We start from the raw sequence: 13,945 nt of genomic DNA on the forward strand, positions 1-13,945 counted from the left end.
CTATTTATTCCCTTGTCTAACTTGCTGAAAACCTGTAGAGTCCAACAGTAAAACAACTGCTCCAGGCAAACTTAACATCCAACCCAAAACTGTAATTGTGAGAGACAACAATAGAGCTTGTTCTACTGAAAGACCAATCCGACTAAATAAATAAGCCCATAATCCTTCTTTTAGTCCAATTCCGCCTAAAGATATCGGTAGTAAAGTTACTACTACAATTATTGGAATAAAAACTAAGAGTTCCAAATAAGAAATTGGAATTTTTAACTGATGGGCAACTAAGTAATGATAATAAACTATAGCTAACTGTAGTAAAAGTGACAGTCCCATTGATAACAACAAAGCTTGGCGATGTTGGGCAAATGTGCGTAAGAGAATTTGAATTTTTGCAAACCGAGCCGCTACTGAACTCAGCCGAAACTTGATGAGCCAAGGTTCTGCCCAAATTAATAACTTTGGGCTGGCTATCAGTAAAACTGCTCCGACTAGCGAACCAACACAAGCTGCAAATAAGAGCAGAATATCCCAGCGTCCAATCAATTTAAAAGCAGGCACTAAGCCAATGACTGCTAACCCAGAAAGGGCAGCAAGTCCGGTAAATCTTTCTAGAAAAACAGATACAAGTGCTACTTCTGAATCTTTAGTCGATTGCGCGACTCGATAAACTCGATAGACATCTCCGCCTAGTGCGCCTGGGAGGAAAATATTCAAAAACATTCCAGCGAAATAACTACTGAGTAAACTACTCATTGGTGCAGAATGTCCGCTAGACCACAAAACAACTTGCCAACGCCAACAACTCAGCAGTTGACAACCCGTGTAGAATAGCAAAGCAAAGATAATAAAAGATGGAGATAGGTACTGAAATTGTACCCAGACTTGATACAAATCCATCCGAGTTAATACTAAAGCTAGTATTCCTGCGCTAACAATAATTTTGATTAACAATATTGGTTTTGTCTTCATCATTTACCTCAAAAAATGGTAATGTGCTTTAACAATCAATGGATAGAGATTATAAAAATTTACCAAATAGTACTATCAATTCTTTACGACTACGCCGCAGAAGATCCCCCCAACCCCCCTTAAAAAGGGGGGCTATGAGAGACGGATTTTTGCAAGAATAAATAGAATTGGTATGACAAATTTAATAAGCTCCTAAATCTCCCCCTTGATAAGGTACGTGCGGAAATACCCCATCTTCTGGTTTCCACAGCCGCACCCGCGCTCCAAAGGTTTCCATAATTGGTTGACCTAAAGTTTCTATGTAGTCGCGAAACACAGGTTCAAATCTACCTTCTGTGTGATTATCTACATGCAACCATACGCGCTTAGAATTCTCTAAAATATGGCTCATTTGATCTAAATTACTAATTAGTTTGCCACCACCCCAGCGATCGATCACTCGACCGTTATTCCAATAGAAAACATCGAAGCGGATATTACCTGGAATAAAGTAATCTAAGCCTCCTAAACCAGTTGAAGCAGCAGCCGGAGAAGTCGAAATCACAACATCGCCTGCTTGTCTGTGACTGCTAATATATGCGAATGCTTCATTGTTACGCCTAGTGAGTGCGTCGTGATAGCTAGCTAAAACTCGATTTGGTTCTACGTTCAGAATTAAAAGTAAGAGAACGCTGGCGATCGCAATCCCTCTACTTGGTAATAAATTTCTCGTAAACACCTCAAATTTGCTGGCTACACTTTCGGCAATACAAGCAGCACTATAAACAGCAAGTAAAATAAATATGGGATAAATTTGATAGGTGTACCTCGTAGCAATTTGATAAATCAAAATAGTGAGTAGTATCAAGTTGATCGAGACGCTACTGAACAAAAACAATGTTTTTCCATCTCGCCGTTTGAGAAAATATATCCAACCTAACAAAAAGAAAAAACTATAAATAATATGCATTCGACTGGGACCCACAAAGAAATTGTTTGCCAGTCCTGAAATGCTAAAGAAATGAACTTTGAGATAAGCGTCTGTACTGTCGGAAAGAGCTACCCAAGGAGTCAAACATCGAATCGAGAAGAAAACAAGATCGTAAGCAATAATTCCCATTGAAACGACGCTACTCATAACAATTTGCCAATCGTCCGCCCAGCGAAAAGGTCGATAGAAAAATATAAATCCTACTAAAAAGCAAGGCAATAAAGTTACAGTTACCTCTTGATTTAAGATGGTCAGAGTCAAAGCAATGAAAAATCCGTATTGGTAAGCTCTACCACTGCGATCGACAAATCCTTTGAGGAACAACCAGAAACTTAAGATGCTCAGGCATTGAACGACTTGGTAAAACCGAATGAAGCGAGAAAAGTAAACTTGTGAAGGATCGAAAGCTAGAATTGCCGTGACGATGAGAGCTATCCAAGCTTTTCCGGTAATTTTGCGGGTGAGAACATAAACTAAAACTAGGGTGGCTGTACCCCAAAGTACGGACAAAAAGCGAGCATTCACTACTGAATCCCCTAGCAGCCGCAGCCACAGAGCCAGCATGTAGTGATAGGCTGGAGAGCGGGTGTACCAAATACCCGATGTTGCTTGGGGCGCACCTGTACGCAGAATTCCCCTCGTTGCATCTAAAGAAGTATTTTCATCTGCATCGAGATCTACGAAACCCAGGTTATAGGCTCTAACAACAAAACCGATCGCAACGATCGCACCCAGCATCAACCATTGGTTCCAAGCGGGAGAATACGCTTGGTAAGCTGTCGTCAATCGATTTATGAAGTTGTGTCGCGTGTGGCTGGGAAGTAAAATAAACAGGGCGATCGCCCCAAATCCAAACAAAATTAAGCACATACTGATTGGAGATGCTCCAACCCTGCTAACTAAACTCAAGCTGATAAAGGCAGTTAACCCCATAGGCAACCACAACCCCAAGCAAGCTAGTCTCCTTTCCCGCCAACTCCACAACAGCGTCAGCAACACGACGATTAAAAACCCTAGCAAGATGAGTGAATCGCTTTGTTGTTGAAAAAACAGCAGTCCCCGTTCTGCTTCTGCATAGCGATGCTTGAGTAAACCAATTCCAATCAGAAAAAGCGTTCCTGGTAATAATAGCTCTGCCCCAGCGCCCAAACTATTCCACCAGCTAAGGCGATCGCCCAACCAAAATCTACCAAGACTCCAAGCGCTAACCACAGCACAACCTATACCTGCTAATTGCCACAGCCAAAAGTGCCAGAGATAATCGGGATAATTCAGCAGATATGCATCGCCCTCAAACGTGCGTTCTAACTTTTGTGCGTCTGGCGAACCCAAAACTTGTGCTGCTCGTGCTTCACCCTCGCCATTAAACCAGCCAGATACAGGTTGCTCCAGAGTTTTCCAAGTGTTATTCGTGGTAATGGGTGCGATCGCTGCGTGCGACTTAGTTTCTGCCCAGCCATCCAAGAAAAATCCGAGCGGATTAAAGGGAGCCGCCGCACCAAGTTGGTGCAGGGGTCGAGTCAAATGTACAGCCAGGGTATTGCTGCCAGGTCGGAGAAAATTTGTCACCTCATACATGTGTAATTGGTTGTTCTGCTCGGCATCGTAGCGGTTGACCAATAAACCGTTAATCAGCAAAGCATACTTCCCATCTCCGGCAAACCGAATGAAGGCACGGGAAAACTGATGTTGTGGTATCTGCCAATCACTTCTCAGCCACACTTCTCCTTGGGTACTTTCAATTCCAGTAATCCAATTTCCCCCTAAGAAGCGATCGAATAGTCTTGGACTGAGGCGCTTATAAGTTCCTTCTTGCACCGAACCAATTGCTTTAGCTGAAGACCAACTTTCATCAGGAAAATCGCGATCGAACCAAAGCAAACCATTGTGGGCTTCGTTGAGATTTGAAACTACCCACGGTGTTGTACCTGTTGCCAGATCGATCGCGGGTGATGTAGATAAGGGATAGACAGCGCCCTCAACTACCACACGCGGATTTTGCCGACTCTTTTGCACCTCGATCGCGATCGTATTTCTCCCAGCTTGGAGGTGGCGAGTCAAGTCAACATAGGTCGTTAATTTCCAATCTTTAGCATTGGCAAGCTGAATCCAATCGTAACCCCGCGAACGGTAAGCAACGCTATCATTCGCCCTTTGAAAATCCTCCGAGAATCGACTTCCTAAGCCCAGAGAATGATAGAGAATATTTCTGTCTCTAGCGATCGCCCGTCCGTTAACATAAAGAATGAAATCGTTGTCGGCACTCAACCGCAACCAGGCTGCTTCGGGAACGTCATTCAGGAAAAAAGACCGACGCGCATAAAAACGGTAAGTTGGCGCTTGGGGTGCAATCCACTGTGTTTGGGCAGACCAAGCAACGCGATCGGCAGCAGCAGGGTTTTTATCCCAAACAGAAAAGCCTGATATGCCCAACAAAAAGCCCAAGATTATAACTAATCCGAGCGATAACCAACGGTTTAAACGATTCATTCTTGAGCCTCGCCAGAATCCTTCCAAGCTTTGTTGTCAATTGATTGGCGATACTGCTCCCAGGCTTTTTCAATCTTGCCATCATGGTAGCTCGCCCAAGAGTTATGCAGATATGCTTGCCCCAGTAAAGCCAAATTGCTTTGCTGGGGATACTCTTGCGTTTCAATAATTTGTCGCGCCACTGATGCCGAGCGATCGAATTCACCATTAGCGGCTCTAGCCAACATTAAGTCATAAAGCGCTTCAATATGAGCCGGAAAAATCTGCAATGCCCTTTCAAATCGCTCTATTGCTAATCCTGTCTGGTGGTTTGTGGGGCTATTCGGACCATTAAAATAAGTCACTCCTTGATTTAAGATACTTGTCGTGAGATACTCCCTCACTAAAAAGTTTTGAGGTTGCGTTGCCAATGCATTTTGAAAATACTCTTCAGCGCGGATGAAATCTTTGCGTCGATAGCTTTCTAATCCCTTGACAAATGCGATCGCATCTGAATCTAGCTGGTTAGCATAAAATCCGGCTTCTGCCTCACGTCGCAGAAATTCCGTGTCGCCTTGCAAGGGAGGATAACAAGTTTTTAAAATCTTGCTAAGAGTAACCACTGGACGATACTGACCTTGAGCATATAGCGTATCTATGTGGCGATCGATGAAATTGGGTAAAAGCATTGAGACAACTAGTAAGGCGATCGCAACTCCTGCCCAAGGCAAAAACTTAGCTATATCTGTTATCAAAGCGTTGAAACCCCGCTCTGCTAATCCTAAATAACAAGCCATTAAACCAATAACTAAACCAGCAACAGTAGCACTCCAACCACGACCGATGTAGGCAAAAAAATTGTTACTATAACCAAATCCTTCGACCCAAATTAGATCCCAGGATGACATTTGAAAAAAGCGACTATCTTTAATAGAAAAAGAAGCGATTGATTTGAGTGGATCGGGTTGGCTTAATGTTATATTCTGTTTCCACTGAGACTGAATTTTCGGAAAATTTCTTTGGACGTGATGAGTGGCTTCTACCCCTTGTTTGTAATAAGCCGCACTCAAAAAAGCCACGGTAGGCGACCAGGTAGTAATAAAGTAAGGAAAAAGTAGCACGGCAACTAAGCCGCTCCAGAACAGCATTCGAGCGGCGCGACTGCGACTAAACCAGAGTGCGATCGCCCCAGCTAAAAGCGCAAACAATAAAGCAATAACCCTACCTGCACTGGCGATCCTAAGATTAGTGTCAAATGCCTCTAAAGCTTCGGGAGGTAAACTATACCAAGGAGATTTTACCCCTAAAAATAAAGTAAAAGATGCAACCAAAAAAGTAAGTCTCGTGCGCTCAAACCAGTTATACCAAACCTCTTTTTTAACTTGATTTTGACTAATTATTCCTGTTTCAGTCACAGGTAATATATTAGTAAATCTGAGTCGAATGGTATTCAGGTAATAGAGCAAATTATTCATAAGAAGTCAGTGGCTAGTGGCTAGTGGCTGGTGGCTGGTGGCTAGATTTTCTCCCTTGTCTCCCTTGTCTTCCTTGTCCCCCTTGTCTTCAGTTTTGACTTCTGACTTCTAAGCGATCTCCTGGATTTATCCCTCTAGGAGAAAGTACAACCTGTTCCCCAGGCATCAAACCCGATATAATTTCTCGTTGATTGTCGAAAATTCTGCCCATTTGGACTGGTTTGACAACTGCTTGACCTGCCTCGGCAACCATCACCATGCCTTCGCCACCAGATAAATGAATGACTGCACTTTCTGGAATTGCTAAATTAGCTTTGTCCTTATTGAATTGAACGTATCCCTGCAAGCCAGCTGCCATTTGCAGATCGTCAACGGCAATCCAAACGGAGTAAGTATAGCGGCGATCGATCCCACCTTTAGGACGTTTGCCCGCACTAGTTAAAATGGTTGGGTTGAGTCGAATCACTTTCCCTTGGAAGGTGCGACCAGGATAAGACATCAAACGTATCGTCGCGAGATCTCCAACTTTAATCGCGTTGATTTGCGCTTGGTCGATATAAGCCCTAATCGCAAAATCTTTAGATATACTAACCAGCGGACGGCTAGCACGTACCCCTGCTAATTCACCGCGATCGATATTAACCCAACTAACTAAACCATCCATCGGTGCGTAAAGCACTGTATTGTGTAAATTTTTTAGCGCATTTTGTAGGGCTATTTTGTCGTTTTGCAGTTTCAGACGAGCATTCCCTAGTTCGTTATCGATCTCTTGTTGCGTGTGTGCTAGTTCTTGTTGAGCGCCAAGCAAGTTTTGTTGCAAAGTTGTATAAAAGTCTTGGCTACCGTAGAGCTGAATTTGGGCGTTAATCGTTTGCCGTTTGGTTGAATCTAAGTCTTTCTTCCGCGCTAAATAACTATCTTGAATGTCGTAGAGCTGAAATTTAGAAATAGCTCCTGCTTGGACTAAGGAATTCATTTGTTGCAGTTTCTTTTGAGCGATCGCCAGCCGATGCTGACCATCAGCAACTTGGTCTTTGAGTTCTTTATCAACCAAGGAATTCATATCTTGCACTTTAGTTGAGGCGATCGCCAGCCGATGTTTGGCAAGTTCGACATCAGTTTTTAGCTTGGCTAATTTCACTGGCGCTGACTTTTGTAAGTTCAGCAGAGCCATTTCCGAAATAGCGGCATTGTTACGGGCAGCATCAACGGCATTTTTATAGGGTTCTTGCTGGAACTGAACCAATGCCTGTCCTTTTCGTACCGACTGCCCTTCCTCAACGTAAACCTGTTCTACTGGTCCCGATACCTGTGGGCGGAGGTCTATTTTATGCAACGCCACCGACTCCCCAGGTGCAGCTACGTTATCCTCTAGAGTTTTTGGCGCTACGGCTACAGTTTTCACCGCGATCGGTTTACCCGTTAATCGTTGCAATGCTGGATAACCAATGCTAGAAGCGTAGATTTTCGACTCTGGATTTTTGGTCGCTGGCACGAGTACGGCGATCGATAGAACCGCCATAATCCCCAACGGCGCTGCTACTAGAGTTGTCAACACAGCACGAGAAAATAATGGATGAGAACGAATCATAATTTCACTGTTTGAGAGAGCGTCGGCACAGTATTAGCCAAGGCGGAGCTAAACACCTCTTGCCATAGAGGAACGATCCGCGACCAGCCAAACCGAACTTGAACATCTTGCAAGCCTCTTCGTCCTAATTGTTGAGCCAGATTGGGGTCAGCCAGTACTTTCAAAATGGCGGCTGCTAGCGCTTCAGGGTCTTTTTGGGGTACTAACAGACCAGTAACTCCAGAACGGATGACATCGCCAATGCCACCAACTGCACTAGCAATTACAGGCTTTTCATGTGCTAAGGCTTCTATCATCACGATTCCTAAGCCTTCGGTATCGCCTTTGCTATCGACAATGGCAGGTAGGACAAAGATATCGCAGGAAGCGTATGCATCTGCCAATTCTTCTTTGCTGACAAAACCGAGGAATTCTACCACTTGATCTAAACCCAATGTATGACACTGAGATTTAATCTCTGTTTCTAGGATTCCCTTACCAACCACCTTTAAGCACACGGGCTGCTGTTTTAAAATCAGTGTCAAAGCCTGCAAAAGATACCGCAATCCTTTACGTTCGTCCAATCTGCCAACAAAAAGTAATTGGGGAATCTCCCCTGCTGCACGTTGTTTGGGCGGTTTTGCTTCAATCGTCAAGCCGTAAGGAATTACGGTAACTGCGCCTGAATAAATTTTGCGTACCAATCCCAGCGTGAAAGAAGAATTGGCAGTGACGCTGTTTGCATGGGGCGTGAGCCAGCGCAGAATTGACGAGACAAAGCGAAATTTATTTGCCAGTAAAAGTTCGGCTCCGTGAAAACTGAACACCATCGGAATGCCGAGAATCTTACTAGCAGGGAATGCCATCAATCCGTGTGGAAAAGCCCAGTGAACGTGAAGTAGGGCTGGTTTTTCCTTGCAGCATACCAGAAACAACCTAATCGTACCCAGAAGGATGTAAAGAGCCGCAGCGAGTAAATAAAGCGGCTGTTTTTGCAACTTAGTCGGCGCTCCATCTCGGACGAGATTTTCAAACCGTTTGAAACAATAACGAAAACGATAAACTTTTATGCCATCTAGCATGTAGCTTTTACTACCTTCGTAGGCTGGGGCAAAAACCGAGAATGTCGTTTCCGCAGATTGACAGCGTAAAATTGCTTCTCGCACAAAGGCTCCGTGGTTGCCTTCTGCATTTTGAGGATATACCGAACTGATAACTAATATATGTTTGTTCATTGGAGAATGGGGAGTCGGGAATGAAGGGGAATTGTAGAGACGTTACATGTAACGTCTCTACATAAATTTATGTAACGTCTCTATATAAATTAAGAATTACTCGCTACGCGATCGCGATTAACTTGCATGTCGAAAGCTTCTTTACCAGCACGAAACCCAACATCAACTGCTTTGAACATCGCCGGAATGTATTGAAATGGTAAGAGCAAGCGATTTTCAATATGAAACCACCACCAAGTGCGGGAAAAGTTCATGGCGGATGTCACCAGCCGTCCGCGTCCAAATTTACTCTGACCGGAAAAACGTGGATGCCAAGGAGTAGCAACCTCTGTAATGTTATATCCCCAACCTGCTAAGATTGCCAAAAGGTAGCGATGGGTCACAACATCAAACGGTACTTTGGTGAGAATGTCGCGGCGCACGAGTTTGATCCAATTCATATCATGAATTTTCAAACCAAAGGACATCCGACAGGCAAGATTAGCAAATTTAGAAGCCATGACTTTGCCATCACCGCGTTGCTGTCGCCATCCGGCAACGCCGTCAACTCCTGGTACGCAAGCTTCTAATAATAAAGGTAAGTCACTCTGAAAATCAGATTCTAGATCGGCTTGTCCCCAAAATACCCATTCTGTATTAACGTGGGCGATCGCAGTTTTCCAAACTCCGGTAACACCGCGCTTTTGAGGATGTCGAATCGTTTTTAAATAAGCATATTGACAGCATAACTGTGTCAGAATTTGAGGAGTTTGATCTGTACTGCCATCGTCAATTAAAAGTACTGGCAGAGTAAAGCCTAGATTTTGAAAAGTGCGATCGAGCGTATAGAAAAGTTTTTCCAAATTACCTTCTTCATTCAAGCAAGGAATTACGATTGTGACGGAGTGACTTAAGGCGGGAGGTGCGAATAACATGCGGCAGAGAGAAATGTAAAAGTTTTGTTAAAAAACATCATGGCTGCGTAATGTATTGATTTAGTTCGGTAGAAGTACTTGAATCTTTATGTTTTTTGTTAAAGAATTTGTGAAGAGAAAGACAAGTTAGAGCAAAACTTAAAAAATAGTAAAAATTCTCTAGCGATCGCCATTAAATCTATGCCAATTTGTGTAATTTTACCGAGGTTCGGTTTTATTTTGAAACGCAAGTTGTTGTCAAAAAAATTTACTTTTACATAGAATCCGTAATTCAACATATTGAATTCTTAATTGCAGTGTAAACACATAAGTGTAGTCTGCACGCATCTCAGTAGCGATCGCTACAGATTTTTTGTCAAGCGTGTAAATTGCACGATTCCATAGTCATTTTAGAAAAACGATCGGTAATTGCACTGAATTTTTAGTCCAAATTAAACTCATCTATGCAGAATTCAGTTGCGATCGAAGTATATCTATTGAAAATAAATTCAGTGTTTGTCTTCAGGTAGTTTACAACCATCTCGGACAAGATAAATCTGTAGTAAATTCGACCTCTACCTCAAGACTGAAGTTTGGCACTACTAAAAAGGAGATTTCGAGAAAATATTATTTTGCTGCGGCTTCTCAGCTCAAATTTTGTCACGGTCTTGCTGAGAAAACCTCAGCTATGAGTTTTGTCTAACTGTGTAATTTGTCTAACGGTGTGAGACTAACCCGACGGTGGTTAGTTATTGAAGATCTGAACCCTGTGGAAATATGAACACTCAAACCAAACGGCTTTATCGCCAACTGCTTGTAGCTACCTTATTAATGGGTGGCACTTTTAACATGACTGCACCTGTTTTGGCGCAGGCTGTACCGACTGCACCACTCACGGGTGCGGGAACTGAGATCAAAAACAAAGCGACTGCTACTTATGAAGACCCCAGTAACCCTGGTACGATAAATGCAACTTCTAACGAAGTGACTATCACAGTAGCAGAGGTTGCAGGTATCGCTGTTGTTGGTTCGACACCTGTTGACAGGAACGGTAGTAGTGTCTCCAACGGAGATATTTTAGACTTCGACTTTACAATTACTAACGTCGGTAACGATACCACTGCTATCTACATTCCAGGCAAGACAATCCTAAATACAGGAGGTCGTATTGTCGGCGGTCAAATCGGTAGTACAGCTGGAGCCAATAGCGTTTATATCGTTAGAATTAACGGCAACACGCTGACAACTCCAGTTGCCGTTCCTGATGCTGGCGTTCAATCAGATAATGCTGCATTTATCCTAGCTATTCAAGGCGCAGGCTATGCTGCTTTTGATGGCTCGATTGATGTCAACCAAGAGATAGTAGTACGAGTTCCTGTCACAGTGACAGAAACCGTAGCAACTAATCCAATTAGCGTGCAATTCGGTAACACTGCCGATCCTGGAACGCAGAATCGCCAGAACATCCTATATGCAGCCGATGCCACTACTGATGATGATGTGCGGACTGCTGACATATCCGAACCGGCTCCTAGAAATTTAGGTCCTGCAAATGGAGAACGGGAAGCAGCAGCATTCCAATCGATTCCTTTAGGAACGCAGGTCACTACCCGCGCTCTAGCAACTGTACTCAAGACTCGCTCTCTACATACTCCTAATACTTCAGCGCTCGATGACGACCAGATTCGTTACCGTTTAGACTTGCGCGTTGAAGGCTCCTATCCCAATGCCTCCTCCTTTGCTGTAGGTAACTTGGAAGGAACGGCTCTGGCTAACGCCATTACGGGTGCAGGCGCTCCTACTGGAGCTGTGATTTTAGTTTCTGATGTCATTCCTACAAATACAGTTTTGGATGCTGGCTTCTTACCAACCGCACCTTCAGGCTGGACTGTAGTGTATAGTAATGACGATCCTGCGGCGGCTAACGCTACAGCCCTCAGTGCCAACTGGACAACCACTGCACCTACAAATCAGGCTCAGGCAGATTTAGTGAAGCGGATTGGTATTGTCCGTACTGGCTCAATGACTGCTGGATCTTCTACACTTACCGATACAAATGGCTTCCAGTTCCAGGTAAGGACAGCCACGGGCTTCGCTGGTGGTCAAATCCTCAACATTGCTCAAGCCTTCGGTCATACCCAAGGAGATAGCGATCTTAACCGGATTATCTATGATGAGTCCGGCGACCAATTCCCCAATAACTTTGAGGGTACGACAACTCCTTACGCTGACGGTGCAGGTGGCTTCGATCCTGCTAATGATGACGGTATAGCTCTTGCTACTTACGGTAGTGACCCCAGCAACCAACCTGTAAATAACCCACAGAGTAACCTGGGTACGGGTAGTGATGGTGAAGTTAACCTACTTTCCATTGACGCACCTGGTAGCATTTTGACCGGACCTAGAGGAGTTCCAGGGGCAACAGGTCCAGGAAACTCCAATCAGACTGACTACGTGAACCAGTCAATTTCGCCGCCAGTGGGTAAAGATCCTGCCGTTGCGCTCACAAATGCAGAAACTCTCGATCTTGTTTTCAATAACACGGTCAGAAACCCCAACTCGCTTGGACTCAACAACGTAGTTCTGAAGCCAATTCCCGCTGAACAAGCCGATTACGCAGCAGATAACACGGCTGCTAACCAGCAAGACCCCAATACTGGTTATGGTACGAATGCAACCTTACCAAATGGTACGACTGTCAAGATCGAGTATGGTGGACAATCAGCCACTTATACATGGAATGGCAGTACCTTTAGCACTACTGATACACCAATTAAAATTACTACGCTCAACGGTCAGGTCAGCCTTGACTACACAGTAACAGTAAATCTTGGCGATGGCGCTGCTCAAAATGCTGCATATCCAGTAGCGATCGTGGCATTTGTCGATGAAGATAATAACAATGAGTTTAGCCGGAATTCAACGACTCCCACGGCTGAAAGTATCTTCAACTTGAAGGTCGATCGAACCTATACGGGTTTCGTGAAGCTGACGAAAGAAGCTCGGATTTTGGATGATGCTGGTAATCCAATTACTGTAGATGCAACTGGTGCTGCGATCGCAGATCCTGATGGATTTACAACGAATCCAGCTAGACCTCAACCCGGTTGGAAGATCGAGTATCGGATTTCCTACGAAAACATCTCGACACCTGCTTCTACTGGTGGTAGCGGTAGCGTTCAATTAAGTGCTAGCAACTTCAAAATCTTTGAAGATGGTACTGGCGATACGACAAACCCCAGAAATGGTACTTGGGCTGCAACTACAGAACACGTACAGACAAAGGCAGTTGGTACACAGGGAACAGTCAGCTTCTACAATACGACGATCGATACGATCAATCCTGGTTCTGGCGTACCTGAAGCTTTGACGAATACTGGTTATGTCAACTTTATCGGTAGTTTAGCTCCGAATGGTACAGCAGGAACACCACAAGGAAACTTCAAGTTCCAGCGTTTAGTGAAATAGCTGGAGCGAATAGAATTCGCGACTACGATTGTGTAGTCGCGAATTTTAGGCTCAAGTGCTTTGCAATATTCCTACCTCTCTGTTACATCCGTGCCTTGAATGGGCAAATTAATGGATGGATTTGAATCATCAGGAGACTGTCACAATGAAACATTTGTCAATGTTTGGCGTAGCTGTCGCCGTATTATTATCTGCACCTCTAGGCGATCGCATCGTTAGCGCCCAACAACAGCCAAAAGCAACAGTTCAAAACATTCAATCTCAACGCCCCGTACAGTTAAATCTGATGGCAGAAAAGAAAGTCATGCAGAAAGACGCGCAGGGCAAGCCAAAAGCAACTTGGCAAGCAATGCGGGGAAAAGTTACAGTTTTTCCAGGGGATGTGATTCGCTATACCGTGCGCGGTGCTAACAGTGGCGATCGCCCAGTCAAAAATCTCGTCTTAACTCAACCAATTCCCAAGCAGACGACATATATTTTGAATTCTGTTACGATTAACCATCCTGGGGTTGCGGTTACGTACAGTATTGATAATGGCAAGAGTTTTGTCGAAAAACCAACTGTAAAAGTCAAATTAGCTGACGGTAAGGTTAAAACCGAGCCAGCACCAGCAGAACTCTACACTCACATTCGCTGGAAATTTGACAAAGCAGTTGATTCTAGCCAGTTGGTTGGTGCAGCTTATCAAGTCAAGGTGAAATAAATTCGGAATTCGGAATTCGGAATTCCGAATTTTTACATGAGCGTCGATCCCCCTAAATCCCCCTTTTTAAGGGGGACTTGGAAAGGTTGAACCACCCTTTTTAAGGGGGACTTGGAAAGGTTGAACCCCCCTTAAAAGGGGGGCAGGGGGGATCTAAAAGCTCTACTAGGTCAAAACAATACTGCTCAAATCTCTT

At 44.2% G+C, this 13,945-nt stretch carries 8 protein-coding genes; 2 read left to right on the forward strand and 6 right to left on the reverse strand.

The window, feature by feature from the left end:
• From CHRO_RS01795 to CHRO_RS01820, 6 genes are all read right to left on the reverse strand, one after another.
• Nucleotides 1-966: a lysylphosphatidylglycerol synthase transmembrane domain-containing protein gene (locus tag CHRO_RS01795; RefSeq protein ID WP_015152463.1), complete on the reverse strand. Its 966-nt coding sequence runs from the start codon at nt 964-966 to the stop codon at nt 1-3.
• A gap of 181 nt (nt 967-1,147) precedes the next feature.
• A complete protein-coding gene (locus CHRO_RS01800; RefSeq protein WP_015152464.1) occupies nt 1,148-4,426 on the reverse strand; it encodes a glycosyltransferase family 39 protein in 3,279 nt (1,092 codons plus the stop codon).
• The gene (locus CHRO_RS01805) at nt 4,423-5,880 is read right to left on the reverse strand and encodes a tetratricopeptide repeat protein (protein WP_015152465.1); all 1,458 of its coding nucleotides are present in this window, start codon (nt 5,878-5,880) and stop codon (nt 4,423-4,425) included. Before CHRO_RS01805 ends, CHRO_RS01800 begins: the two co-directional genes overlap by 4 nt.
• Before the next feature lie 88 nt (nt 5,881-5,968).
• Nucleotides 5,969-7,471 carry a permuted SH3 domain-containing protein gene (locus CHRO_RS01810; protein WP_015152466.1) on the reverse strand — a complete coding sequence of 501 codons (1,503 nt, stop codon included), beginning with the start codon at nt 7,469-7,471 and terminating at the stop codon, nt 5,969-5,971.
• Entirely contained in the window at nt 7,468-8,685 is a 1,218-nt protein-coding gene (locus CHRO_RS01815) for a glycosyltransferase family 4 protein (RefSeq protein WP_015152467.1), read from the reverse strand. Before CHRO_RS01815 ends, CHRO_RS01810 begins: the two co-directional genes overlap by 4 nt.
• Before the next feature lie 89 nt (nt 8,686-8,774).
• Nucleotides 8,775-9,599 (reverse strand): glycosyltransferase family 2 protein, encoded by an 825-nt coding sequence (locus CHRO_RS01820; RefSeq protein ID WP_015152468.1) that lies wholly within the window; start codon nt 9,597-9,599, stop codon nt 8,775-8,777.
• Nucleotides 9,600-10,355: 756 nt separating this feature from the next.
• Between CHRO_RS01820 and CHRO_RS01825 the strand changes: the two genes are divergently transcribed.
• Nucleotides 10,356-13,046 carry a beta strand repeat-containing protein gene (locus CHRO_RS01825; protein ID WP_015152469.1) on the forward strand — a complete coding sequence of 897 codons (2,691 nt, stop codon included), beginning with the start codon at nt 10,356-10,358 and terminating at the stop codon, nt 13,044-13,046.
• A 145-nt stretch (nt 13,047-13,191) separates the two neighbouring features.
• Nucleotides 13,192-13,749: a DUF11 domain-containing protein gene (locus CHRO_RS01830; RefSeq protein WP_015152470.1), complete on the forward strand. Its 558-nt coding sequence runs from the start codon at nt 13,192-13,194 to the stop codon at nt 13,747-13,749.
• Nucleotides 13,750-13,945: the final 196 nt, after the last annotated feature.

Origin of the sequence: Chroococcidiopsis thermalis PCC 7203, from assembly GCF_000317125.1 — a bacterium.
Classification (GTDB): domain Bacteria; phylum Cyanobacteriota; class Cyanobacteriia; order Cyanobacteriales; family Chroococcidiopsidaceae; genus Chroococcidiopsis; species Chroococcidiopsis thermalis.